General features: G+C 42.0%; 26 protein-coding genes. 14 read left to right on the top strand and 12 right to left on the bottom strand.

The window, feature by feature from the left end; translation table 11 throughout:
* Positions 1-20: 20 nt before the first annotated feature.
* The 7 genes from DFP82_RS06910 to DFP82_RS06940 form a co-directional block, all read right to left on the bottom strand.
* The gene (locus tag DFP82_RS06910; RefSeq protein ID WP_110922999.1) at positions 21-1,055 is read right to left on the bottom strand and encodes a quinone-dependent dihydroorotate dehydrogenase; all 1,035 of its coding nucleotides are present in this window, start codon (positions 1,053-1,055) and stop codon (positions 21-23) included.
* A 158-nt stretch (positions 1,056-1,213) separates the two neighbouring features.
* Complete coding sequence (locus DFP82_RS06915) at positions 1,214-1,804, bottom strand: DUF4870 family protein (RefSeq protein ID WP_245905662.1); 591 nt, start codon at positions 1,802-1,804, stop codon at positions 1,214-1,216.
* A gap of 364 nt (positions 1,805-2,168) precedes the next feature.
* The gene (locus tag DFP82_RS06920; protein WP_110923000.1) at positions 2,169-2,627 is read right to left on the bottom strand and encodes a SixA phosphatase family protein; all 459 of its coding nucleotides are present in this window, start codon (positions 2,625-2,627) and stop codon (positions 2,169-2,171) included.
* Between the two features lie 84 nt (positions 2,628-2,711).
* Positions 2,712-4,007, bottom strand: coding sequence for an NAD(P)H-dependent glycerol-3-phosphate dehydrogenase (locus DFP82_RS06925; RefSeq protein ID WP_110923001.1), 1,296 nt, complete (start codon positions 4,005-4,007; stop codon positions 2,712-2,714).
* A 113-nt stretch (positions 4,008-4,120) separates the two neighbouring features.
* The gene (locus tag DFP82_RS06930) at positions 4,121-4,765 is read right to left on the bottom strand and encodes a nitroreductase family protein (protein WP_110923002.1); all 645 of its coding nucleotides are present in this window, start codon (positions 4,763-4,765) and stop codon (positions 4,121-4,123) included.
* Positions 4,766-4,808: 43 nt separating this feature from the next.
* A complete protein-coding gene (gene zapE, locus DFP82_RS06935; RefSeq protein WP_110923003.1) occupies positions 4,809-5,915 on the bottom strand; it encodes a cell division protein ZapE in 1,107 nt (368 codons plus the stop codon).
* A gap of 248 nt (positions 5,916-6,163) precedes the next feature.
* Positions 6,164-6,811: an alpha/beta hydrolase gene (locus DFP82_RS06940; RefSeq protein ID WP_110923004.1), complete on the bottom strand. Its 648-nt coding sequence runs from the start codon at positions 6,809-6,811 to the stop codon at positions 6,164-6,166.
* Between the two features lie 302 nt (positions 6,812-7,113).
* Here DFP82_RS06940 and DFP82_RS06945 point away from each other — a divergent pair, with 302 nt between their 5' ends.
* The 3 genes from DFP82_RS06945 (at position 7,114) to xseB (ending at position 9,578) form a co-directional block, all read left to right on the top strand.
* Positions 7,114-7,494 (top strand): hypothetical protein, encoded by a 381-nt coding sequence (locus DFP82_RS06945; protein WP_110923005.1) that lies wholly within the window; start codon positions 7,114-7,116, stop codon positions 7,492-7,494.
* 230 nt (positions 7,495-7,724) lie between these two features.
* Positions 7,725-9,269, top strand: coding sequence for an exodeoxyribonuclease VII large subunit (gene xseA / locus DFP82_RS06950; protein ID WP_110923006.1), 1,545 nt, complete (start codon positions 7,725-7,727; stop codon positions 9,267-9,269).
* Positions 9,270-9,332: 63 nt separating this feature from the next.
* On the top strand, positions 9,333-9,578 hold the full coding sequence (xseB, locus tag DFP82_RS06955) for an exodeoxyribonuclease VII small subunit (protein WP_110923007.1): 246 nt from the start codon (positions 9,333-9,335) through the stop codon (positions 9,576-9,578).
* 7 nt (positions 9,579-9,585) lie between these two features.
* On the opposite strand, the gene pncB is transcribed toward xseB, so the two are convergent.
* From pncB to DFP82_RS06975, 4 genes are all read right to left on the bottom strand, one after another.
* Positions 9,586-10,812 carry a nicotinate phosphoribosyltransferase gene (pncB, locus tag DFP82_RS06960; RefSeq protein WP_110923008.1) on the bottom strand — a complete coding sequence of 409 codons (1,227 nt, stop codon included), beginning with the start codon at positions 10,810-10,812 and terminating at the stop codon, positions 9,586-9,588.
* A 225-nt stretch (positions 10,813-11,037) separates the two neighbouring features.
* On the bottom strand, positions 11,038-11,922 hold the full coding sequence (locus DFP82_RS06965) for an ATP-binding cassette domain-containing protein (RefSeq protein WP_110923009.1): 885 nt from the start codon (positions 11,920-11,922) through the stop codon (positions 11,038-11,040).
* 123 nt (positions 11,923-12,045) lie between these two features.
* Positions 12,046-13,986, bottom strand: coding sequence for a glycine betaine ABC transporter substrate-binding protein (locus DFP82_RS06970; protein WP_110923010.1), 1,941 nt, complete (start codon positions 13,984-13,986; stop codon positions 12,046-12,048).
* Between the two features lie 350 nt (positions 13,987-14,336).
* A complete protein-coding gene (locus DFP82_RS06975; protein WP_110923011.1) occupies positions 14,337-15,821 on the bottom strand; it encodes a coniferyl aldehyde dehydrogenase in 1,485 nt (494 codons plus the stop codon).
* 419 nt (positions 15,822-16,240) lie between these two features.
* Between DFP82_RS06975 and lipB the strand changes: the two genes are divergently transcribed.
* The 3 genes from lipB (at position 16,241) to DFP82_RS06990 (ending at position 18,430) form a co-directional block, all read left to right on the top strand.
* Complete coding sequence (lipB, locus tag DFP82_RS06980; RefSeq protein WP_110923012.1) at positions 16,241-17,074, top strand: lipoyl(octanoyl) transferase LipB; 834 nt, start codon at positions 16,241-16,243, stop codon at positions 17,072-17,074.
* A 198-nt stretch (positions 17,075-17,272) separates the two neighbouring features.
* Complete coding sequence (locus DFP82_RS06985; RefSeq protein ID WP_110923013.1) at positions 17,273-17,803, top strand: inorganic diphosphatase; 531 nt, start codon at positions 17,273-17,275, stop codon at positions 17,801-17,803.
* A 159-nt stretch (positions 17,804-17,962) separates the two neighbouring features.
* Positions 17,963-18,430, top strand: coding sequence for a hypothetical protein (locus DFP82_RS06990; protein WP_110923014.1), 468 nt, complete (start codon positions 17,963-17,965; stop codon positions 18,428-18,430).
* A gap of 347 nt (positions 18,431-18,777) precedes the next feature.
* Here the strand turns inward: DFP82_RS06990 and DFP82_RS14700 are convergent, their stop codons facing one another.
* A complete protein-coding gene (locus tag DFP82_RS14700; RefSeq protein WP_181416263.1) occupies positions 18,778-18,936 on the bottom strand; it encodes a hypothetical protein in 159 nt (52 codons plus the stop codon).
* Positions 18,937-19,100: 164 nt separating this feature from the next.
* Between DFP82_RS14700 and DFP82_RS07000 the strand changes: the two genes are divergently transcribed.
* The 8 genes from DFP82_RS07000 to DFP82_RS07035 all read left to right on the top strand — a co-directional run bounded on the left by DFP82_RS07000 (position 19,101) and on the right by DFP82_RS07035 (position 26,310).
* Positions 19,101-19,709 carry a nitroreductase family protein gene (locus DFP82_RS07000; protein WP_110923015.1) on the top strand — a complete coding sequence of 203 codons (609 nt, stop codon included), beginning with the start codon at positions 19,101-19,103 and terminating at the stop codon, positions 19,707-19,709.
* A 186-nt stretch (positions 19,710-19,895) separates the two neighbouring features.
* Positions 19,896-20,102, top strand: a complete 207-nt coding sequence (locus DFP82_RS14940) for a DUF4298 domain-containing protein (RefSeq protein WP_181416264.1) — start codon at positions 19,896-19,898, stop codon at positions 20,100-20,102.
* Positions 20,103-20,179: 77 nt separating this feature from the next.
* Positions 20,180-20,833: a TetR/AcrR family transcriptional regulator gene (locus DFP82_RS07010; RefSeq protein ID WP_110923017.1), complete on the top strand. Its 654-nt coding sequence runs from the start codon at positions 20,180-20,182 to the stop codon at positions 20,831-20,833.
* Between the two features lie 70 nt (positions 20,834-20,903).
* Positions 20,904-21,869: a hypothetical protein gene (locus DFP82_RS07015; RefSeq protein WP_110923018.1), complete on the top strand. Its 966-nt coding sequence runs from the start codon at positions 20,904-20,906 to the stop codon at positions 21,867-21,869.
* A gap of 12 nt (positions 21,870-21,881) precedes the next feature.
* Positions 21,882-22,970 (top strand): NAD(P)/FAD-dependent oxidoreductase, encoded by a 1,089-nt coding sequence (locus DFP82_RS07020; RefSeq protein ID WP_110923019.1) that lies wholly within the window; start codon positions 21,882-21,884, stop codon positions 22,968-22,970.
* A gap of 24 nt (positions 22,971-22,994) precedes the next feature.
* Positions 22,995-23,873 carry a carotenoid biosynthesis protein gene (locus tag DFP82_RS07025; protein ID WP_110923020.1) on the top strand — a complete coding sequence of 293 codons (879 nt, stop codon included), beginning with the start codon at positions 22,995-22,997 and terminating at the stop codon, positions 23,871-23,873.
* 184 nt (positions 23,874-24,057) lie between these two features.
* Entirely contained in the window at positions 24,058-25,242 is a 1,185-nt protein-coding gene (locus tag DFP82_RS07030) for a hypothetical protein (protein ID WP_110923021.1), read from the top strand.
* A 426-nt stretch (positions 25,243-25,668) separates the two neighbouring features.
* Positions 25,669-26,310: a tetratricopeptide repeat protein gene (locus DFP82_RS07035; protein ID WP_197100237.1), complete on the top strand. Its 642-nt coding sequence runs from the start codon at positions 25,669-25,671 to the stop codon at positions 26,308-26,310.
* The last annotated feature ends 42 nt before the right edge of the window (positions 26,311-26,352 follow it).

A 26,352-nucleotide genomic window follows, 5' to 3' on the forward strand; every position in this document is an offset into this window, starting at 1 on the left:
GTAATAGGTTTATGGACAGTCTAGCTTTCCATGGCATCGTAATAGCCACCGATTGCCTGAATACAAGACTGTACCAATCCAGGTCCACGATAGATAAGCCCCGTATAGAGCTGCACCATGTCTGCACCAGCTTGAATCTTCTTAACGGCTTTAGCACCGCTATCGATACCACCGACACCGATCAGCGCGACCTTACCATCCAACTGATCAGAGAACTGTTGTAAAATCTGAGTACTAATATGGCTCACTGGACGACCAGATAGGCCACCCATTTGATCACCATCACGTAAGTCTTCTACGCCGACACGGCTCAAAGTCGTATTGGTCGCAATCAAACCATCAATTTCAAAATCTATCAGCTGCTGTGAGATATAGTCTACTTGTAGAGGCTCTAAATCAGGAGCAACTTTCAGTACCAATGGCACATAAAAACCATATTCGGTTGCCAATTGGCTATGGCGATTTTTGATGGTATCTAAAAGCTGAGTTAGTGCTTCACCACTTTGTAGATCACGTAAATTTTTGGTATTTGGCGAAGAGATATTGACGGTAATATAAGAGGCATGTGGATAAGCACGCTCTAAACAATAGACGTAATCATCTGCTGCCTGCTCTACTGGTGTATCAGCATTTTTACCGATATTGATGCCAATATTGCCTTTGTATTTGCAACGCTTGACATTTTCGATCAGATAATCGACGCCTTGGTTATTAAAACCCATGCGATTGATAATGGCATCTGCTTGCTTTATTCTAAACAATCTTGGCTTGTCATTACCTACCTGTGGCCTCGGTGTGACCGTTCCGACTTCTATAAAACCAAATCCTAACTCAGCCAAGGCATCAATATAGTCACCGTTCTTATCCAATCCTGCGGCTAAGCCTACTGGATTAGAAAACTGTAAGCCCATACAGTCTGTTGGCTGCATCGACTGACCGTACACCAAACCTAAAACACGCGCTTTATGAGCTTTATCCAATAAGGACAAAGTCATCTCGTGGGCGTGCTCGGGATCCATCTTAAAGAAAAAAGGACGAAGTAAGGCATAAGACATAGTAATGACAGACCCTGCTAAAAAGAACGAGTGAATAAAAAGTGCGAATGAAATCAGGCGCTGCGATTATATCAGCTTAACAGAAATAAGAGCAAAATTTCATGCGGTAAATTTCTATATTAAAACCACAGCCTATATAGATAGCGATTAATTACCTATCAAGGCACAGGACGCCCATCGGTTAATGCTATCCAGCCACGAACGATACGGTATAGATGCCAGACAAAGGTAAATATCATAATTAAAAAACCAAATGCGGCTAACAGTAACGAGCCAATAGCGATATGACCACTATCAGCCAACATGCTGACACCAAAGCCGCCCAAGGCAAACGTTATAATCATAATACCAATGACAAATAAAACAATGCTGTACCAAAAAGTCTTAATCTGCCAATCAAAATGTGTGGCCAGCCATGTTCCATCTGCATCGTGACGCTTGGCATAGTTCATCACAATCGGCACAATCCACAATAACCCAGCAGTGAAATAGCTAATCACGTATAGAAAATAAGTAATGTGGTTATAAGTGGTGAGAGAACGGCGCTTGTCATTATACATATTATCGTTATTCATACTGTCGCTCATCGTATTATCTTGTCGTTGCTGAGACACACTATAATCAGAACGCTCACCATTAAACCCCTCATTATTAAAACTAGCCCCACCTGATTCATGATGACTGTTATCAGCAGTTTTTGTCTGTTTTTGCAAACGATCATCAGAATTGTGATTAGGAGAATGATTCATAGTAAAGTTCCATAACTGATAGTAGCTAGTTACTATTTGATGGGAGCAGACGAGCTGCTTTTCAATAAGTCTCATGATAAACAGTGATTTGAAAGCAATGTACTAATAATACTGTGCTGGAAGATACCGCATGCTTATAGAACACACAGGCATGAAATGGTGAGCACTTATCCCTGAATTAGATTATTTACTCTGAATTCTTTTAAGAGTCTCTGATAGATATTGTTTTGCGTATCGGTTTTATAATTATCATGGACAACTGCCATAAACAGAAATTTTTTGACCGTTCGTATGATACGCTTTGGTCGGAAATCAATCATTAATAATTGACTTATAACTGTAAAAAAATACATGCGTAAAGAGCTTAGTATGGCTGCTCAGGTACAAAACGCCCTATTTCATTTGCCATACCAGTCATCACAAACTCCATCTCAAATACTCTGGCTTCTGCCAAAGAAAACGATTCAGGATAATCACCCGTTAATAGACCAGCGATATAAGCAACGATAGACATATGACACACGACGACCAGACATTCAGCTTCAATATTAGCCAAATCTATGAGAGCCTGACGCGCATCATCAGAAGGAGTAATGTTTTTTAATACGACCGATGGTACTGTAGATGCTCTCGACTGAAATTCTGCTAGTGTCTGCTGCGCTCTGTCGTAAGGGCTGACGACAAAGTAATCGGGATTGTAATGAGTCGTCACATACTCTGCCGTTTGTATGGCTTGCTGTTGACCAAAATCCGTTAACTGACGCACGCTGTCTGGGCGCGATTCATCTTCTGCTTGACCGTGACGAACGAGTATAATTTTCATAACCTTCCTTGATGTACTGTCATGATGGCGTTGTTTGTAGAATCATCATTCTTAAAACAACGTCATCAGTTAACATTGGGGTTTTTACTTACTATCAGTATCACCACTTTCATCAGCAGTGCTGTCGCTTGACGTCTTCATTTGCGCGGTAAGTGCCGCATTGCTGTGGTCATGTGCCATGACAAATTCGACATCACTGCGGAATCCTGCTTCCATGAGATGTAACGCCACACCCAATGCTGCTTTATCTTCATAAATAACCGCATATAGCGCATGCGTAATAGGCATATAAATGCCTTCTTTGGTGGCTTTCTCATGCACTTGCTGAATGGTGTTGACCCCTTCAGCCGTCTGACCGAGTTTTTTCACTGCTGCATCGATGCTCATACCACGGCCAAGCATATTACCGATACGGTAATTACGACTCAACTCTGAGCTACAAGTGGCGTATAAATCGCCAACGCCAGACAACCCTAAAAACGTCAGTGGATTTGCACCCGCTTCCACACCAAAACGACTCATTTCTGCTAAGGCACGAGTCAATATCATCGCTTTGGTGTTTTCGCCGACATCGTAAGCCGCTGCCATACCCATTGCGATCGCATAGATGTTTTTGAGCGCACCGCCCAGCTCCACACCTTTGACATCATCACTAGCAAACACTCGAAAGAACGCACTGTGTAGTGCGGCTTGTACTGCATGGCGTAGTGGCTCAGATTCACTAGCGATGACTGTAGCAGACGGCATGTTTTTCATGATTTCTATTGCAAGGTTTGGCCCTGACATGACACCAAAATTCACTTCTGGCAAAACCTCTTTAATAATGTCGCTCATCATTGCAAAGGTGTCCTTCTCCATCCCTTTGGTCAATGACACAATAGACTGTCCACTGATAAATGGCGCAATATTTTTTAAGGTTTCTCGAAATGCCAAACCCGGTACAGCAATAAAAATAATGTCTTTGTCTTTGACGCTTGCCGCCAAATCATGGCTGTATTTGAGGCGATCATCAAGCTTATAACCTGGTAAATATTTTTTATTGGTTTGAGTCTTTACCATCGCTTTTACGGTGCGTTTATTACGTACCCATAGCGTTGTATCACAGCCATTGCGGGCCGCCAAATTTGCCATTGCCGTACCAAAACTGCCACCACCTAAAAATGCCAAACGCAGCTTGGTAGGATTACTGTGAATATCCGCCATGTTTTTTGCCACTGCGGACTCTACCGCACTAGGATTTAGCTTTTTACGGCCAATACCTGATTTGGTTGCACGCTCGATGATACCTGCCAGCAGACTGTTTTGCTTTTCTGGCGTATTCTTATCTGTTTCGCTATTTTCGTGACTGGTTTTTTTATGGCTATTATTGGGGCTGGTCATATTCTTTTATCCATGTTGACTGACTTATTATTAATAGAACGTATCATGACTTAGGCATTTTGGGTGCTGAGGCTATCTGGCTTTTTTGACTAAATAGATGAGGCTCAGAGGCGCTATGACTCAAATCGTACTAGCGACTCGATATCAATAGCTTTACGTGGTGCCTCGTCTTTAGGACTGGTCCCAGTATAAACAAAAGCCGTGACATAATCATCTAGACCAACATCAAAGTAGGCTTTGACAGCTGGTTCGTTACATAACAATCCAGTACGCCACACGGTACTAAATCCTTGTGCTTTTAGTGCCAAAATAAGATTTTGAACAGCAGCACCAGCACTTAGCATTTGCTCAAAAGGTGGGACTTTTTTGTGCGCTTGTATTTTAGTAACGACAGTAATAATCATAGGCGCACGTAAAGGCATATTATGAGCCTTTTCAATGTCTTTTTTAGACAGCTCTTCTCCTTCTTGTACCGCTTTCGCTTGGGCAGCTTCTGCTAAAGCATTGCCTAGCTCATGACGAGCATCGCTTTCAGTGACGATAAAACGCCATGGTTGTAGTTTCTTGTGGTCTGGTGCTGTTGCCGCACATCCGATCGCTGTTTCAACCTGTGCATGAGTGGGTGCTGGTGCATCCAGATTCCCCATACTACGTCTTGAATTGATCCAGCCAATCATTTCTTCACTGGTAATCGGCATACTGTCAGTGGTTACGTCTTTGATAGACAGTTTTTTATCATTGTTGTTAGATGTGGTCATTATCGTTCCTTAATTATTATTTTTATCTAAAAAACTGCTGCTTTTATGCTGGTGTAACTTCGACACGATGCTCCATGCGCAAATAATCTTCTGACTGCATCTCAAGCAAGCGTGAACGTGTACGCTCAATCTCAAACGCTAGCTTCTCTCCTTGATACAACTCCAAAATAGATTGCTCTGCTCGCACCAAAAGTTTTACACGGCGATCATAAAACTCATCGACCAGATAAATAAAACGACGTGTTGGATCACGGTAAGTGTCATCCTCTAATGCAGGCACAGCATTGACTAACACCGTATTGAACTGCTTAGCGATTTCAATAAAATCAGATGCTGAGCGTGGTTCCATGCACAAATGACGGAAGTCGCAAAATAGAATATCTTCGGTGCGAGCATTGATTTTTATTTCTCGTCCATTAATAGTGATTGGCTCATTACTAATTTTCTGATTATTAGACAAACTGGCAAAACGGTTGGCTAACCAATGGTGGTTGGCTTTGGTCATCGGCGACTCATATAACTCAGCCTGTTGTAACACGCGCAGACGATAGTCAATACCGGAGTCGATATTCATCACCGCCGTATGGCGTTCAACTTCAGCAATAGCCGGCATAAAACGGTCACGATGCAAACCATCTTTATATAACCCCGACGGCTCGATATTCGAGGTGGCGACCAACGTGATACCACGATTGAACAGCATGGTAAACAAGTCGCCCAAAATCATGGCATCAGAGACGTTAGAGACAAAAAACTCATCAAAACAAATGATGACCGCCTCTTCATAGATAATATCAGCCACTTTCTCTAAGGGGTCACTCTCGCCTTGTAGCTTGTGTAGCTCTTGATGCACACGTTGCATAAAATGATGAAAATGCAGGCGCATCTTGCGGTCAATGGTCAATGAATCATAGAACATATCCATCATCCATGTTTTGCCACGACCTACACCGCCCCACATATATAGGCCTGTGGGTGCTACGGGCTTGGCTTTTAAAAAGCTAAAAAAACTTTTCTTTTGTGGCACACTATTGACGAGCTGATGATGTATCTCATCAAGATAGCTCATGGCCTTGAATTGTTGCTCATCTTGAGTAAACTCATCTGTACTGACGGCTTGCTCGTAACGTTGCAATGGAGATAAACTCATAATACGACTCATCATTAGGCTAGGGCGTGTCATCAATTAGTACATGAATACATTTAGTGGTCTTAAAATGGCTAAATTTTGCTCAACATCGTTAGAAATTTTGTCAATATGTGCATATTAACGGCAATTTCTTCCTTGTTTAGCTACAATTTTTCTCATTTTAAGCCTCACAATCTAATTGATGACACACCCTAAATAAATATTAAAATAACAGATAAATTTTACCTGACCACATTCAAGTAAAACCTTTAAATGCTGTGTTTTTCTAGCAAACCTTTCAATTCTGACAAGCGTCCGTGAAAAAAGTGACCTGCTCCGTCTACGATGCTCACAGGAATACCCAGTCGATCAGCAAATTCTTGCATATTATTAGGGTCGATGACTTCATCCGCATTGCCATAAATCTCAAAGGTTTTATCAGCAGGTAGGCTAATATCGCTGCTATCATTTTTTTCAACTGATGGTGCGATCAGCGCAATGTTTGACACCTCAAAGTCACTTAGTCCCCATATATGGGAAGCCTCAATCACTTGCTCAGCCACACGCGCTGTCACATAACCACCAAAAGAAAAACCACCCAGCCATAACTTGCGAGCATTGGTCTGCTCAGCAATCCATTGTAGCACGGTCATTGCATCCACCACTTCGCCTTCAGCATAATCATGCTCGCCGGTGGACTGCCCTACACCGCGAAAGTTAAAACGCACCACATGCATCCCATTGTCACGGGCAAAACGATACATGGTCGTAACGACTTTATTATTCATCGTACCGTCGAATAGCGGATTTGGATGGCAAAGCAGTGCCACGGTATCAGTATTTGGATCATTAGGATTGTCTTGTTGCCACAGTGCGTCAACTTCTAGCACGCCAGCAGGAGCAGGAATCAATTGCATAGTATTACTTATTAATAAAAAATGAATGCCTCAATTATCCTAGATATGGTTTTTATTTCAAGTGATTTGCTGTGTACGGATGCGACTTGTTTTATTTTAGGTCAATAAAGGTTGTCTACCGTTTTAAAATATTGCTGTTTTTTAGGCTTTACACTGATTGATACCTAGCGCAATATTCATCGGCAATATCGCTGTAATACAGCACACAATAACCGTCTAGACACTTCATATATAGATAGGTTACATTCATAAAGCTTCACTCATAGCCACGACGTGTTGTTTATACAAATCAGGAATTATTTATGAATACTTTTAATAACACCGCCACTAAAACTGCTACCTTAACCGCGACTATGGCTGCTGTACTCGCTTTGAGTGCTTGCCAAAGTACGCCTTCGTCACCCGTTATCCAGCGCGCCAACTCTATTTATGAGACAACGGGCATCGCCGATACCAAAGTCAAAGCACAGCAGAATGCGATAGACAGCGCGCAAAAAACTTGCCGAAGTAAGCAAGTCATTATCGTCGATGACAAAGTAACTTATAACGGCATTTTAGATGAACGCACTGGCCGTATGGTTGGGCAAGTGGGTGCAGTCGTCGGTTCAATTTTTGGTACAGGCTCGCCAGAGTTATCACGTGACGACGATTATGAGTACATGATTAATTTCCGCTGCCAATAATATCAATATCCTTCAGAAAAAGATTGCTGTTTAGCATTTAGCCAACAAGTCTGCGATTAATATATTATTCTTATCGCAGACTTGTTGGCTTCTCTTTTTGTGTGTACGCTTTTGGGGTAAACTACCCTATTCAATACTCAATAGCTTCTAGTCAATCTATAAGTTATCGGTCTATAAAAAACCAATAAACAACTCGCTTTTAAGCTTTCATCTTCTTCGGTCTACTATTTATGCGCAAACCCAATCTTTCAAGTATCAAACAAGCGAAGGTAATAACGCCTGCTAAAGATTTGGCGACGTTAGAAGCCGAGTTGGCTGAGCAAGCAAACAACCTTGAGGTCAATTTAGAAGATACCGTATTGCGTCTGAGCGATTATTTATCGGCGGTTGATATGGTTATCAAACAAACCTTTAATCACCGTGTATGGGTAAAAGCTGAAATCCGTAATCTGTCGAGTAAAGGTGGTCATTACTATTTTGAATTGGCAGAAAAAGATGACGATGGCAAAGTTATTGCTAGCTGCCGTGGTAACCTTTGGCGCTTTAAAGCGGCACGTGTCTTAGCAAAGTTTGAGCGCGCAACCGGTATGCCACTAGATCGTGATTTGACGGTTTTATTAAAAGTATCGGCAGGTTTTCATGCGCAATATGGCTTCTCGCTCACCATTGAAGACATCGATCCTAGCTATACGCTAGGTGATCTGGCACGACAATATGCGGAGATGGTCGACCGTTTGACAGGCGAAGGGTTATTACACCTCAATCAGCAATTGCCTATCCCGTTTGATATCGAGCATGTGCTGGTCATCGCTCCTGAAAAGGCCGCTGGACTGGGTGATTTTCAGGCAGATGCTGATCGCTTAGCAAGTACGGGTGCTTGTCATTTCCATTATCATAACGCCACCTTTCAAGGCAATCATGCGCCTGCCGAAATCCGTCAAGCCATCGTCAGCGCTCAGCAGCAATTTTACGACACATATCAGCGACTACCAGATTTATTAGTCATTATTCGTGGTGGCGGTGCCGTTGGTGATCTGGCCTATCTCAATGATTATGAGCTGGCCGCTTTAGTCGCTGAGCAGCCTGTCCCTGTGTGGGTGGGCATTGGGCATGAGCGTGACAAAGTCATCTTAGATGAAGTCGCGCATACCAGCTTTGACACACCCTCAAAAGTTATCGCTGCGATTGGCAGTCATTTGGCGCAACTGGTCTCTCAGACACTACAATATCAAGCGCAAATCAAGCAAGCTGCTCAGCGTCAATTGAATACCGCCGAGCAACAAACCGCACGCCAATTGAGCCAAATACAGTCACAAACGATTGGGCAACTGACCGCCCTACGGAAAGACAGCGATTATGCATGGCGCAATATTCAACAAAGCGCACAGCGCCAAGTAAAGCAAGCCATCAGACTGACAAGTGAGCTACGCGTACAAACACAAACCTCTGCTGAGCAGCAATTAGTAACGGCTGCTACTTATAGTCAGAATCATCAGAAATCTGTCATGCAAAATGCTCAGCAACAAGTCATACAAGCACAACGTGACAGTGAGCATCTACGTGACATTGTGCTACTGCATCGACCGTCTCGTGTGCTCAAGCAAGGCTATACCATGCTGACTGACACAAAAGAAAAAAAGATACTGACCAGTAGCACCCAGCTATCTCCTGAGCAAACTGTGCATATCGTCCTAAAAGACGGTAAGGCAAAAGCGCAGATTATTGATGTCAGTACGGATCAAAAAGCGACGGAAACCTCAGACATTCCAACTTAACCACATAATAATATCTAACGATTACCCATCTACTTATCTTACCTTTAAAAATTAGGAAACTTTATGACTACCCCTACTCGCCGACGCAAAAAAGCCGCCCCAAAAACCTTTAAGGCGGCTTATGATATTCTAAAAACCAATGCGGCTGAATTACAGCAGCAGGACGAGCCTGACATTGATAACTTGATGACAACGGTTGAAGAGTCCATTGCGGCTTATCGCGTTTGTGAGACCCGCATCAATGCGGTACAACAAGCACTAGATGCCGCCTTTGCTGAAGACGTTAAATCTGATGAAGTAGACAGCTAAGTTACACTTACTCTGGCTCATCCACCTCAAAGACTTGGCGCAAATAGGCAAGATACGTGTCATTATTGATCATGGTCTTGCCTGGGCTATCAGAGAGTTTAGCCACTGGCTGACCGTTACACTCAACCAATTTCAGCACGATATTAATCGGTGTGATTCCCATATCATTGGTCAGATTGGTGCCAATGCCAAAGCTGGTTCTAATGCGACCTTTGAAATATTGATGCAGCTCCCAAGCCTTGTCAAGATTCAAACCATCACTAAAGGTGAGTATTTTAGTTTTGGGATCTATCTTCAATTTCTCATAATGAGCAATCGCCTTATCACCCCAAATATAGGGATCACCACTATCATGACGTAATCCGTCAAACAGCTTGGCAAAATATAAATCAAAATCACGTAAGAATGCATCCATCCCAACGACATCGGTCAATGCAATACCCAAATCACCACGATACTCATGTACCCATGCTTCAAGCGCAGCTTTTTGTGAATCACGCAAACGCACATCCAATGCCTGAAATGCCTGCATAAACTCATGCGCCATAGTGCCGATTGGCGTCATGCCTAATTTCTTTGCCAGATATACGTTTGATGTGCCACTAACGATTTTTGGTTCAGCGTGATGTAACGTCTGCACCACATGCGCTTGCCACGCTTTGCTAAACCGCCTACGAGTACCAAAATCAGCAACAATAAACGGTGGTGTATCACCGTTTTCTTTTGTCTGTTCTGCTGCATATTGATGCAATAAAACAACTTTTTCATCGAGCCTACGCTGACCTTCTTCAATCACAATGTCACTTGATAATGCATCAAAATATAGTTCATTAACAATGGCTAAGACGAATACTTCAAAAAACATCGCTTGAATCATCGGCCCTTCAATATCGATAATCAAGCGACCTTCTTCATCGATACTGACAGTGATAAAGCGACGTTTCAGCTTAAACAGTTCTAGATAATCGACGAAATCTGAACGCATAAAGCGTAAACCGCGCAAATATTCCAACTCATCTTCTAAAAATCGCAGCTCGCACAAACTGTCTAATTGCCTCTCTAACTGCTCTTTAATATCAGCCAATGGATAGAGGGCATCTTGATTATTACGGCAGCGAAAACGATAGACACCATGCGTCTGTGGAAACTGATGCAGCATAGCTTGTAACATCGTAAATTTATATAAGTCATTATCAAGTAACGAGGTAATAATAGGTGCATAGGTAGCGGTCATGCTATGGCCTTAAAAAACACAAAAATAAGAAATAAACGCCACCCAATACTCAAAGCGACATCATATGCGAATAAGAAAAGATGAGGAATCATTAACAAGCCGTCAAGTATAACGAAGTTTGCCGTTTATTTCAGAGTTCGCGATTAATTGCAGCAGAATTACTACGATTACTCACATCTTCCATTTAAATATCGCACAAACCTATCAATAAATACTGAACACGCTTTACGCTTTAGCACGCATAAACTGTGCGACATAGTCATCCGCCGGATTGTGGCGTAAATCATTGGGTGTGCCCGTTTGTACTAAGCGTCCGCCATTCAAGATACTGATACGCTGACCAACTTTGACCGCTTCATCTATGCCATGAGTGATAAAGACAATAGTCTTATGTAACCGCTCTTGTAGCTCAAGTAGTTGGTCTTGCAATTGAGCACGAATGAGTGGATCAAGTGCAGAGAACGCCTCATCCATCAGTAAGATTGGATTATCAGTGGCCAAAGCACGCGCCAGACCCACACGCTGCTGCATGCCCCCTGACAACTCATCCGGATAGCTATGCTCCAGATTAGGTAACCCCACCTCATTTAGCCAATGCCGCGCGACCTCGTGGCGCTCTTCGGTACTCATTTTTCGCACACGTAAACCGTAAGCGACGTTTTGCATAACTGTCATATGCGGCACGAGGCCAAAGTGCTGAAAGACCATACTGACAGTTTGTTGGCGATAGTGTTGCAGATCCTGATCATTCAGCTCTAATACATTGATAGCCGCAGATGGTTTTTGTGTAGCTGCAGGTTCATCGGCATCTGTGATAGTGGTCTGCGTATCGATACTCGTATCAACCCATATCTTGCCACTGGTTGGATCAATTAGACGGTTGATATGCCGTATCAAGGTTGATTTACCGGATCCTGACAGCCCCATAATACAGTGTAGCTCGCCCGCTTTAACGTCTAAATTAATATCATACAGCCCAACCGAATAGCCCGTTTGCTGTTTTACCGCAGCACTATCCATGCCTTCAGCCAATAATGCCATCACAGACTTTGCTTGCGTACTGCTAGCATTATAAATCTTACTGATATTTTCTAGCCGGATATGATTCATTGCGGTTCTCGCTATTGGTATTTTTTATTGAGGCGTATCTTCATTGTTAGCCCATTCAAACGTTCATCTTCAAACTCTCATATTCAAATGTCAGCTTACTTTCTTTTATAGTCGACCAAACCATTAACCAATCGAGTGTCTGCTCGCGTCAATCGTTTTTTGACGGGCACGTTTGCCTTGACCAAATGCCTGAGTAATACGGTCAATAATAATAGCCACGATGACAATCGCCGTACCTGCTTGTAAGCCTTGACCGATATTGAGGGTTTGAATAGATTGCAAAACATCTTCACCAAGACCAGGCGCGCCAATCATAGAAGCGAGGACCACCATAGATAGAGACATCATCACCGCTTGATTGACGCCTGCCATGATACTAGGCAATGCTTGTGGCAATTTAATCCAAATAAGTAACTGCAAATGTGTGCTACCAAATGAGCGCCCCGCCTCTACCATCTCATGATTGACTTGCGTAATCCCTAATGTCGTCAGACGAATTAATGGTGGCAGTGCATAAATAATGGTGGCAAACAATGCAGGCACTTTACCAATCCCAAATAACATGAGCACTGGTATGAGATAAACAAAGCTTGGCATGGTCTGCATGACATCCAGTATCGGTGTCACAATCTTGCGCAGCAGCTTACTGCCAGCCATCGCAATACCAATAGGAATACCAATCACCACTGTGACCAATACTGACACGATGAGCAAGGCAAAAGTATCAATCAACGCACCCCATAGTCCAAATGCACCAATGAGGAACAGCCCTGCACCGCATGCCAGCGCAAACCAAACCTTACGCACACCAAACCAGCCCAGCACCGTGACAAACGCAATAATCAACCATGGTGGAATGGCTGTTAATAGGCGCTCAATCGGTAGCAATAAATAGGTTAATGCCATCGTACTGATGCTGCGAAATACGTCACCGTAATTTTGGACGACACTTGCCAATATATTATTAAGCGGTGTCTCAAGTGACCATGAGGGGAAGCTTGATGCGAGGCCGAGCTGGTTATCACTGGCAGAGTTATTATTAACAGCCGTACTGTCGATAGCATCGCCTGTTAAGCTGATACCTAACTTCGCCGCAAGATTGGTAGCAGCCTCATCGGACAACCACGCTTGCCAAACATTCGGGTTCTCACGCAAAAACACCAATGCTTGCTCGTCTCCGCTACGTTTGCTTTCACTCATTTCTAAGATAGCGCCATTGAGCTCATCAGAAGTAAACTGTATTTTTTTGAAGACATCCGCCAGCTCAGGATTAGACTCAATAAATGGCGTAGAGACTGCAATACCTAAAGGCGATACAGGGAATCCAGAGACACAATCCATAGCACCATCTGCTAGTAACAAATCCTGCCAACAGGCGTCGTTATGGGCAGGAAACGCTAATGGCGCGAAATCATACTTTGCCATCAGGCCAGTAGGCTGCCAGTAGTAAAATAAGAGTGGCTTATGCTGCTCAAAGGCAGAAGAAATTTCGGCATCAAGCGCAGCACCTGTACCAGGATGAGCATTGTTGAAGGTACTGTCTAGACCTGTGGTTTTTAGCAATCGTGTATTGAATATCTCACACGTCCAACCAGAGGGACAGTTCATAAAACGAGACTTGCTAGGGTCTTCAGGATCTTTAAACAGCTCAGCGTGTTTAGGCAGATCCTGATAACTGCGTAGACCTGGATTTTCTTCTAATACATAGTCAGGAACATACCAACCTTGGGTTGCGCCGCCCTTAAGCGTATCACCAATGATTGCTACCTTATTCTGCTCAACGGCCTTCTCCATGATTGGTGAGCGACCAACCCACTGCTCCCCAATGACTTGGATATCATTTTGTGACAACGCCGTATCAAGCGCAGGACCTGCCCCTGGTACCTCTTCGACTGTACAACCGTAACCCTCTTCAGCGATGTACTTGAGCACCCCTGAGGTAAACTGACCACTCTCCCATGTCAACGCGCCAAATTTAATCGGCGACTCGCAAGCTGCTGACGCCGATATCGGCAGTAACAGCACGCTCATACAGAGTAAACTTAACGCAATCCATTGGCGCATGGGGTGTCCTATTAATAATTGATACGGTACTAGAGCGATGATACGATACTTCTGTCTAGACTTATAACAAAGTGTAGCGACTTATCAGACTGATGACAAATGCTTATTTTTTGGTTATTCAGCTCCATTGTCACTCTGCTAATAGTATGAAGAATAGCGATTAAACCTTATCAATCTACTCATATTTTTGACAAAAAAATAGCACTTACCTAAGTAAATGCTATTTCTTATCATATTGTCTGTTTAGCATATCAATGATATGACCCTGACATAGTCAAAACAGCTGCTTAAACACAGTAATATTAAAAGCATCGCTATTTCAAACTTGAATATATCACTACTTCAAAATACTATTTCAAAAACAGTGCCATAGCCTTTTTGAACAATCCACCATAAGGCGGTAATAACAGATTCAGACCGTTGAGCTTCGATTGTATAAACACGGGTTTCATATGACTTAAACGCTCGAATCCCGCTTTGCCATGGTAAACACCAGTACCTGATTCACCGACACCGCCAAACGGCAGATCATGCTGGGCCACATGTATCAGAACTTCATTGATACACAGACCGCCAGAGACCGTGTTATTACGCACTTTTTCGATACCACCATAGTTCTCACCGAAAATGTATAAGGCTAACGGTCGTGGACGTGCATTCACAAACGCAATCGCATCATCAAGCGTCTCGTAATGCATCAATGGCAGTATCGGTGCAAAAATCTCATTTTGCATAACGGCACTATCAGGTGCAGGCTCACTCACAATCACTGGCGGCATTAAACGCGTTTCGATATTGGCCTCAACAGCAGTAAGCGGACGTATCTCGTTACCTGACAACGAATCAAGATAGCCTTTGACTCGTTTAAACTGGTCACCATTGATGATGCGCGAATAATCTGGATTGTTTTCAATATTAGGATAGTGTTTTTCCATCCACGCTTTTGCCAAACTGATGAACTGCTCATGATATTGACGTTGAATCAACACATAGTCAGGGGCAATACAGGTTTGACCAGCATTTAATGTCTTGCCCATCATCACTCGATTGACCACAGACTCTAGATTGGCATCATCCAATACAACCACGGGAGACTTACCACCAAGCTCAAGCGTGACTGGCGTCAAATTAGGAGCAGCCGCTGCCATGACTTTTTTGCCCACTGCCGTTGACCCTGTATAAAGCAGGTGATCAAACGGTAACGAGCTAAATGCAGCAGCGATATCGACCTCGCCTAAAACCACACAGACCATGTCTGGAGAAAAATACCGCGCAACCGCATCCGCAAATGCTTGGGCAAATTGCGGTGCTGCTTCACTCATTTTAATCATCACCCGATTGCCCGCCGTCAACGCATCAATCAACGGCCCTACTGCCAAAAACAACGGGTAGTTCCAAGGCACCATGATACCGACGACACCTAGTGGCTGCGGCTGGATTTCGTTGTGAGCTGGCATATACAAGGCTGAAATAGAAGCACGCTGAGTTTTCATCCATTTTTTGCCATGTTTTTTGGCATGGCTGATACCCGTAAAGCTCGGAAACAGCTCGGCAAACTGCGTCTCCGACTCACTACGATAACCAAAATCTGCATTGATTGCCTTAGCAAAACTGACTTGATTATCGCTGAGCATGATCTCTAAGTTGTCGAGTTGCGTCTCACGAGTTGCCCAATCATTGATTGGCTTCGTCCGGCTTAGTGCTTGCAGATGTGCAAACTGTGCGTGCATCTCATCAATAGTATTGGCGGTACTAAGCATTTTAGGCGCTCCTTGTGTGACTAGACTGGTATCGATTGCAGTCTGCTCGCTAGTATTTTGGTTGTTATCTGTCATTTAGCTTCCTTGTTATATGTCTTGGCGTCACTATACTATCTTGGGTTATAGCTTTTATATTGGGTCACAGACTCTATATTTCTAGTCAAGGGATTGCGGCAATGGCAACCTCTAAACGACAAATAATCGTGAGCCTCCATTCATTACATTCTAATGTAGCCTAGTCGATAGCCAATGAACAGCAGATTCAGTTGACTACTGCGTCTGTACACAGCTGGCCTTTATGAGTTTTACAGAGGCGGAATTTACAAAGTCTCAATTTATAAAGGTACAGTGTACTGAGGCAGTTTTTACACAGGCATAAAATATAACCTTGGGTGGCAATCTGAAAAACTGCTACACTTCATATCAAGAAACGACACCTCCAAAATATTAATAATTCAAACTTTTAAACCAGAAACAATAAGACTGTTACTCTCATGGAAAATATCACGCAACCGCTCAATGAAACATTTATCACTAAATATCTATCAGCAGCCGACTATAATCCGACCCATGATGCAATGCTTGAGCGTACGCTTGAGCGTATTGCCTTAAAAAAAGAGCAAGGTGTACGCACACCTGATGAATTATGGATTGTCGATCACAATGACGTCTATACTTTAGGGCAGGCAGGCAAAGAAGAGCACATATTACAGCGCACTGACACCCCAATTATCAAGACTGATCGCGGTGGTCAAGTCACTTGGCACGGACACGGGCAACTGGTTGTTTATTGGTTATTCGACTTACACAGCTTGGGCTGGAGTGTGCGCAACTTAGTCTCACATGCAGAACAAGCTATCGAAGATGTGATGAACGAATGCTTACAAGACTCAGATGTCTCGAAGAGTGACAATATCAGCGCCCACGCACGTCGCGATGCACCCGGTGTTTACTTATATGCGGATATGCCTGAACCAGATAGCCATGCCGATATGCAAATCAACGACACACCTGATGATGATAAAATCATGCTAGGCAAAATGGCCTCGCTGGGCTTTAAGATTAAACACGGCTTTAGCTACCATGGTATCGCTGTCAATTTAAATTGTGATCTGTCAGCATTTAACGCCATCAATCCTTGCGGTTATGCTGGCATGCAAATGTTGCGACTGTCTGACTTTGTAACCATGCAGAAAGCGCCAAGTGCACAAGATACTCAACAGATAAGCAACGCTTTAAGCTATGAGCAAGTAACTCAGAAGCTGATTGATAATATTGCCAAACGCCATGCTGGACTGATTGAGTTACGAGCACTCGCACCCAAATAAATGCTTTGAGTTCATTTTTGTATAATCCTTTTTTGCATAATCTCTTGCGCCCTTAGACTTAAGCAATATGAGAAAATTTGTAGCAAACTTGCTATAATCGCTGTCGGTACAATTGGTGCAGCGATGATATGACAATATTGCAGCCCAACCCCTATATACTATTCAAATATTTAAAACAAAATAGAACTGGAGCAGTTTATGGCTGATTTTAATAAAATTCTAGACGCAGGCGACGTAGATGGCGGCATCATCAACGTAGTAGTAGAAATTCCAGCTGGTAGCAGCCACAAAATCGAATGGAATCGCGAACTAGCCGTATTTGAGCTTGATCGTATTGACCCACAGATTTTTGCTAAGCCTTGCAACTATGGCTTTATCCCACAAACGCTTGACGAAGATGGCGATGAGTTAGATGTATTATTGCTTACTGAGCAACCATTACCGACAGGCATTTTCTTAAAAGCCAAAGTGATCGGTGTCATGAAGTTCGTTGATGATGGCGAAGTGGATGACAAAATCGTTGTCGTACCTGCTGACGACCGTGACACAGGCAATGCTTACAACAGCCTAGCTGATTTACCAAAACAGCTAATCAACCAGTTAGAGTACCACTTCAGTCATTATAAAGACCTGAAAAAACCAGGTAGCACAGTGGTTGAGTCTTGGGATGATGTTGCAGAAGCCAAAGAAGTGATCAAAAAATCTATCCAACGCTGGAAAGATCTATAATTTATCAAAGATTGGCAGAAATGCTGATAAAGATAGATATTAAAATACCGCAGTCATGATCATGATTGCGGTATTTTTTTGCTTGAATATTACGTCTGTAAAGCAGCTATAATAAACGCAACACTATATTTATATTTTTACGTCGCAATAAGGACAACCATGTTTAACGCCGATCCTAGCTCAAAACCAGTCAATACAAAGCTGCCAAAAGAAATCACCATCATGATTGAAAAAAACAATCTGGTGATGGCCATCAAAACATTGGCATCTGACGAAAACATCAGCATGGATGAAGCCAAGATACGGATTGATGCTTATGAGACACAGCTAAAGGTAAAACAGCAGCAGAAGCTCAATACTATCGCAAATAAACAAGGCATACCCAGTCAGGCTATTAGTTTTGATAGAGAACCAGAAACGGAAGATAAATCTGATAAATTGGTCAAAAATCGTCTCAAAGTCAATAAGACAGGTAAATCGTTTAAGAACCTGCAAGATGGTGTAGAGAGTCAGCTTGATGACTTAGGATATAAAAAACCATTACTGCCTTATTGGGTAAAACGGTTGCTGGTTATCGCTGTCGTTATGGCAGGGTTGTTTTGGATATTATGGCAAGTGTTTGGTTAAGTAAAAGCACCATACTGTGTCGTTCTTCTTATAAACATTTATACCGACTAGCGGCAGCTAGTGAATCTAATTATCTGCATAGATGACGCTAAAATTCTAAAGAGCTCTGCTAATGGCGTTAGTCTGTTTTGAGTGGTTCCATTATACCAGTCTGTTTTGAGTAGTCTGTTAATAGGTTTGAAGGGTGAAATAGCTGGTTCCCTTGGGGTATACCGTGCACATCTATACAATTTGTATAACTTTTTTTAAATTGTACATTAGTTTAATTTACTTGATTTATATTAACCAATCGTTTAGTTTAGTGAGTTGAGATTAATCCACAAGGTAATATTTTGCATAAAAATAGCTCAAGTAACAAGTAAGTCACTACTAATAACCAAGTCAGTGTCATGACCGTAGGTATGGGTCTGAGCACGGAACAAAGCATCTTTCCAGACACTGGTGGTGCGGCGCGTGCTATCAGTATGGTATAGCTCTGGTGGAACTTCGTCGCGGATAATAAGCAAGAGATCAATTGTCGATTGGAATAACGGTCATAAGCGTTTTGGTAATGTCGACTCTGACATGCAACGTCTGCCAGCGCCTGAATCACATCAAAGCTTTAAAGGTTGATTACCATTTAGCTGTATAACTTAGTTCTTAGACTCATAAATAATCACTGGAGAAAATTATGTCAAATTTAAAAGACTTACAACAACTAGCCGAAAAGCGCCGTTCTATCTATGCACTAAGCGATCAGCTGCCTGTTTCTAACGATGAAGTGGTTAAACTGGTTGAGCATGCAGTCTTGCATACGCCATCCGCTTTTAACTCACAGTCGGCACGTATCGTGGTGTTATTCGGTGAGGATCATAAAAAATTATGGGACATCACTGAAGAGACACTTAAGGCTATCGTCGGTGATGACGAGAAGTTCCAAGGTACTAAAGATAAAATCGCAGGCTTTAGAGCGGGTGCGGGTACAGTATTGTTCTTCGAGGACAAAGGCGTTGTGAGAAACATGCAAGAAGCAGCACCTTTGTATGCGGATAAATTCCCAATCTGGGCACATCAAACCAGTGCTATGCATCAATATGTGATTTGGACGGCATTGGCAAGTATTAATATCGGTGCCAACTTACAGCATTATAATCCTGTCATCGATCAGAAAGTTACTGAGGCATGGAATATTGCTGATGATTGGGAGTTGAATGCGCAAATGGTGTTCGGTGCTATTGAGCAGCCAGCAGGCAACAAAGAGTTCCAGCCCGTTGAAGATCGTATGAAAGTATTTGGCTAACATATTAGCTTTTAATAAAATACAACCAATGACGCTGCTATGAATATATCTGAGCGGTTTCATTGGTTTTTTTATAATTATAAGCTGGAGTAATGTAATGAATGTTTTTGATGCCCAAGCGCTACAAAAAAATATGAGCGTTAGCATGAGCTACATGAATAGATAAAAGGTGCGCAGAAAAAATGGGTGGCAGCCTGTACATTATTGTCTGAGCTACAAACTTACTACCAAAGTGAGCAGTGGAGAGACGGTCATGAAGGCAACCTGATGGTTGATTGCGCAGATAATAGGTGTTCCATCATCAGTGAAGACGCTCTTTGGAGTGCATTAACCGATCACCAAGAACAGGTAGTTTTCTGGATGAGGCTGGAACTAGATGTTATAGACCGTTGATTCTAAAACTTTATTTTTCGAAGTAATATATATTAACCAATCGTTTAGTTTAGTGAGTTGGTCATCTTGAGGTAACTATGAACACTAAAAATGAGAAGCAAATAAAAAAACGCTCCGAACAAGAGCGATCCCAAGAGACTAAGTTAAAAATTCTTGAGGCGGCATTATCTGAGTTCGCGTCTTCAGGTTTTGAAGGTGTCTCTGTCCGAGTGATTGCTAGCCAAGCAGGTGTGAATCACACCCTTATTTCTCATCATTTTGGAAGTAAGGAAGCACTTTGGAAGGCCACAGCGGAATGGGTTTTTGAAAGATACGATAGGCTATCTAAAGAACGGATTATGGCACTGAAAGGAATAGAACCTCATGCCATGATTCGTGTACTCCTCAGAAACTTCATAGAGTTTTGCGCCATCGTTCCAGATTTTAATCGGTTCATGGTGCAGGCAAATCAAAATGGTTCTGAGCGATTGAACTGGCTGGCCGATCGATTCCTGACGTCAGGGTCTGAAGCTGAATTAAGTATTTTGCGTCAAGCTCAAGAGTTGGGATTGATTCCGCAAGGTAATGGTCTGCACATACGGTATTTGTTTATTGGTGCTGCGACCTCTATCTTCACTTTTGCACCTGAGTTCGAACGATTATCAGGCGAAGATGCTTTTTCTGATGAGGTTATAGAGCGACATGTTGACTATGTTTTAATGCTCTTTAGTGACAAAAACAGCCTTAGTTAAAAGCGATGAACCACACTCATTAACCAAAAGATATTTCTAGGTAAAATTCCTACTTAAAAGAGGTTCGTAAATGACGGATTATATTAAAGCAGACGCAACACATATCGATTTCCCAGTAACCAATCGAGAAGAACACATGGAGTGGTGGTACTTCGACGCCCATTTTGATAATGGCGACTACCTTGTCGTTATGTACTCGCTAAATGACACTCGGTTAAAACCAAGGCAGCCTTCTATTAGATTAAACATCTACCCTAAGGGGCAATCTGAAATCGCTAGAATAAGAACATACACAGAAGCAGATGTCACAACGAGTTATGAAAAATGCGATGTGACCTTTGGTGAAGAAGAGTACTGCAAAGACTGTGGCGACTATTTGGAGTTCTATACCATGATTGATGGTTATGGAGCTAAGTTAACGCTCAACAAAGGTAATCACCCGTATACCTCTGAAGGTACCGACACGCCTATGCCTTGGACGGTTGCAGTTCCTTCTGGTGATATAGAAGGTGAGCTTTATAAGGATGGCGAAACCATCCAAGTAAAAGGCACTGGCTATCACGATCATAACTGGGGTGAAAAAAGCCTAGCAGGCATGGTAAAAAACTGGTACTGGGGAAAAGTGCATTCACCTGATATCTCCGTTGATTATTCAGTCATTATGAATTTTGATGACACTATATTGCAGACCGGCGCATTGGTCACTGACCGTGAAAATCTCATCATATCTCCTTCTGAGTCGATAACAGACCCAGAGAACGTTCAGGCCACGGCAGTCATTAATGACACCATGACAGAACAAACGATGGGTTACACCTTCTCAAAAAGCTTGACGCTGACAGGCTCAAAAGGCGATTTAAGCTATATCGTCAATATCGACCTTAAAGAATTAGTAATGGTTGAGCCAGGACAGTTTATGCCCGGAGAAGATGCTTATCGTTACATAGCTAAGGAAGAACTCATCGTTACTCGTGATGGTGTCACCCAGACCTATCTGTCAGAAGGTTTGCATGAAATTGTTTACCCAAAAAAATAAGAGATATCAAGAATGACAAAGAAAATTATAATAGTCGGTGGCGGCTATTTAGGCGCTGAACTGGCCAAATCATTAGAAAATCATCTAGATGTTACGCTCATAGAGCAACGAAAAGCCTTCGTTCATGCACCCGCGATGATACGTGCCATAGTTAACCCAACGCTGTTGGATCGAGCTTTAATGCCTTACGATAATCTTCTTTCAGTAGGTAAGGTGTTGCACGGCAAGGTAACTAGTGTCGATGAAAGCGGTGTCACATTAATGGATGGCATACGGGTCGATGCTGACTATATCGTGATCTCGACGGGCTCCACTAATGGCGCTGCATTCAAACCTGCGGGCGATAGTATCGATGACTTCCGTGCTGTCATTACAGGTTTACATGCCAAGTTAAAAGCAGCATCGTCTGTTGCTATTGTCGGCGCTGGTACGGTTGGCTCGGAAATGGCGGGTGAAATCAGCTATGGCATGCCTGACAAACACGTCACGTTAATCTCTAGCGAGGCGAGCCTGTTTCTACAAATGCCACCGAAGTTTGGTGCTGAACTTACATCAAAACTTAATGACGCTGGTGTTGATGTAAAATTTGGTGTGCGAGTGAATAACCTTGAGAGTTTAACAGATCCCTATTCAGGCACTCTTGAATTGTCAGATGGGACGACTGTCATTGCAGATTTGATCATTCCAGCCGTTGGTTCACATGCTGTATCTGACATATTAGCCAGACTACCTAACATTAATATAGAGAAATCTGGAAGAGTGAAAGTCGATAACTACTTACGCCCTTCTTCTTTTGCTAATGTATTTGCAGCAGGTGATGTGGCGAGTGGGGGTGATGCAATGACGATTGTAGCTGTTGGCCGACAGGTGCCTTGGCTAAGCAAAACGTTCAAAGCACTAGCAGCAGAACAGCAACTAGCAGAAATTAAACCTTATGAACCATGGAAAGACGGAAAATCTCCGTTATTTCTACCGCTAGGTCCTAAAAAAGGCAATTCATTTTTGGTTATTGGTACGTTTGGAAACTGGATAACGAGTGCTATCAAAGGCAAAGATTTATTCATTAGTAAATATCGTAAACTCTTTGGTTTGGAAGATTAAAATTGATAGGTTGGAAATTCAACAATGATAAACACAAAATTTCAACAACAAACCATGTGGATGTGTATAGCCTTACTTGCTGTACTAAACTTCATTCTCGGAAGTACTGGTGATGGCTTACTTGGCCCATTAACGCCTTTTTATACAACGATTGTATTGTTCGTATTTGCATGTGTTCACGGAATACACAAATATGGTCTTAAAAAGTTTCTAATATTTTTTATCATTACTTGTGTTGTAAGTTGGACTTATGAAACGATTAGTATTCTGACGGGCTTCCCATTTGGGAGTTATGACTATTCTGCATTTCTTGGACAAAAGATATGGCTTGTTCCAATTCAGATAATGCCTTCATATTTTGCAGTGGGGTACCTAACATGGACAGTAGCACATGTGTTACTAGATAAGTTTGATGCTAAACTTAAAGATTCTTCAGTATATACAGTTCCACTGATAGCATCATTCCTTATGGTAATGTGGGATCTTTCAATGGATCCACATAGAGCCACTATGTTAAAAGCATGGACATGGGAAAATGGCGGTGTATTTTTTGGAGTTCCTTTTAGTAATTTTCTAGGATGGTTCCTATGTGTGTTCACAATATTTCAGATTTTTGCACTGTATCAAAGATCACAAAGTGAGAAGTTTCCTGAAGAAGCAATATCAATATATGACAGAAACCATTGGTTACAACCTATTTTAATGTATGGCGTTATTGCTGTTGAGTTCATAACAACCTATATCTTTAATGAAAATACTTTAATTACGACATTGGATGGTCATCAATGGTGGACTAAGGATTTACTTGGATCTTTGGCATTGGTTTCTATATTCACAATGTTTTTTGTTACTGTTCTAGGTACAGTAAAAGTTTTAAGCAATAAAAACATGAAAAAAAATTAGGCTAATAAGCTTTACTATTAAGGTAGATAAACTATTCCGGCATAATCATAATATTGTGCCGGAATATTATTGGGTAATTGGGTTACTGGTAAACTTAAAGGCAAAGATCTGTTTATAAGCAAATTAGGTAGACACTTATAAGTGTTTTACCGCAACGTCATCTAACGTAATAGAAGAAAATGAAATGTTTAAAAATAAAGTTTTTAAAACGATAACAATTTTTTGTGTAGTTGCTTTTTTAACGGCATGCACGTCAGAACCAATAAATGATGGCGTTCATGAGTTTGCAGGACAAGCGAAATCAGCAGAAATGTATGAAAAGTTAGGCATTAAAGAAGGTGAGACGGCCATATGGGAAGACGGTATGAGAACAGATGGGAAATCTGGCTCATATGAGTGGTGGTATGTTGATATGGAATTAAACGATGGAATAACAGTCGTTGCCGCATTCTATACAACGAGTGGTTTTGATATATCAGGCCCTTCTAATCCAAACGTAAAATTAACGATTACCTACCCTGATGGAACTGAGGTAAAAAGAAGTGTAAATGAGCCAGAAGGGACTTTAATTAATGCCTCAAAAGAAAAAGGAGACGTTAGCGTTGGAGACTCTTATTTAAAATATGTAGATGGAGACTATCAGTTGTATTTTAATGATGGCTCAGTAGAATTTAGTGCTTTTATGAAATCCACTCTTCCTATGTGGAGACCCGATACAGGATATGCCTACTTTGACGATAAAAAAGAGAACTTTATGGCATGGTTTGTTGCACAGCCTTCATCAGATATTACCGCTAATTTAACCGTTGATGGTGTTACTAAAGAGCTTAAAGGCACGGGATACCATGATCATAATTGGGGAAATATCTCAATGGATAAAATTATTAATCATTGGTATTGGGGGCGAGCTAAAGTTGGAGAATACAATATCATTGCCAGTGATATTATCTCGAAAGAAGAGACAGGATTCACTCAGATATCTCAGTTTATGCTTGCAAAAGATGGTGTTATTTTCGAATTTGACCAAAGTAAAACAGTTGTTATTAGAGGCGACACGATACAACACCCAGTGACAGGTAAGTTCTATGATAATAGCCTAACTTATATTCAAGAGTCTGATGACGGTACGGTATATAAAGTAGAATTTATACGAGAGAAGGATATTGCTGTGGATAGTCTTCTTAGCTCTCTTTCCTTTGCAAAAAGAACAATGGCAAAAATGATGGGGGCTAACCCAACGTATATAAGAACACTAGGTAAGGTAATTCTAACAATTGAAAAAGATGGAAAGGTGCAAGTAATTGAACAAGAAGGATTATGGGAGCAAATGTTTTTTGGCAATAATAAAAAGGCTTATATTTGGAATTAAATAAATCTGATTATTTAATTCCTATTTTGGATTATGGAACAAGTCGTGGATTCAACTAGCAGTGCAACATAAAGGTCTGAATGAAGAGTAAGTTGGGGTGTAGTGGTCAACTAATTTAGGACACCTGATAAGAGGTTTTGAGCCCATCCGTCAATCCGGACACATAAACTTGGGAAACTCCCGAAATTTTAGTTACGCAGCCTGAAGATAATAATCAAACCACACCTGTCTTGGCGATTTATTGCAGGTGACTTGGTATTCGACTTCTTTCATGCACCTCCATAGAAAACGGTATTATTTCTAGGCAAATGTATCAGTGTCATCAAGTTTAGAGCCGTATTTATTTAAAATGATTTTGTTATCTATTGTTAAGTATCAGCCGATGCTCAATATAGCCTTGGAATACTGTACAACAACGGCCAAGGCATGCATCAGGATGATGCTAAAGCAGCTGCGTGGTATAAAAAATCGGCTAATCAAGGGTATGCTGATGCTCAATATAACCTTGGAGTGATGTACTACAATGGCCAAGGTGTGCATCAGGATTATGCTAAAGCAGCTGCGTGGTATAAAAAAGCGGCTGATCAAGATAATGCTAAGGCTCAATATAACCTTGGAATGATGTACGACCATGGCCAAGGTGTGCATCAGGATTCTGCGAAAGCCATTGAATGGTATAAAAAATCGGCTAATCAAGGGTATGCTGATGCTCAATATAACCTTGGAGTGATGTATGACAAGGGCTTAGGCGTGCGTCAGGATTCTGAAAAAGCAGCCGAGTGGTATAAAAAATCTGCGGATCAAGGAATTCCTGAGGCTCAATATAACCTTGGAGTGATGTATCTCAAAGGCGAGGGCTTACGCCAGGATTATGCGAAAGCGGCTGTGTGGTATGAAAAAGTAGCGAATCAGGGCGATGCTAAGGCTCAATACAATCTTGGGTTGATGTATGACGCAGGCTTAGGCGTGCGTCAGAATTCTGAAACTGCTAAAGAATGGTTTGGTAAATCTTGCGACAATGGGAATCAAGATGGTTGTAATAAGTATCAACAATTAAATGCAAGATAGAGAATATTAAACCTTTTCAGACAAGATAAAGGGATTATCGAA

Origin of the sequence: Psychrobacter fozii (genome assembly GCF_003217155.1) — a bacterium.
GTDB classification, from domain to species: domain Bacteria; phylum Pseudomonadota; class Gammaproteobacteria; order Pseudomonadales; family Moraxellaceae; genus Psychrobacter; species Psychrobacter fozii.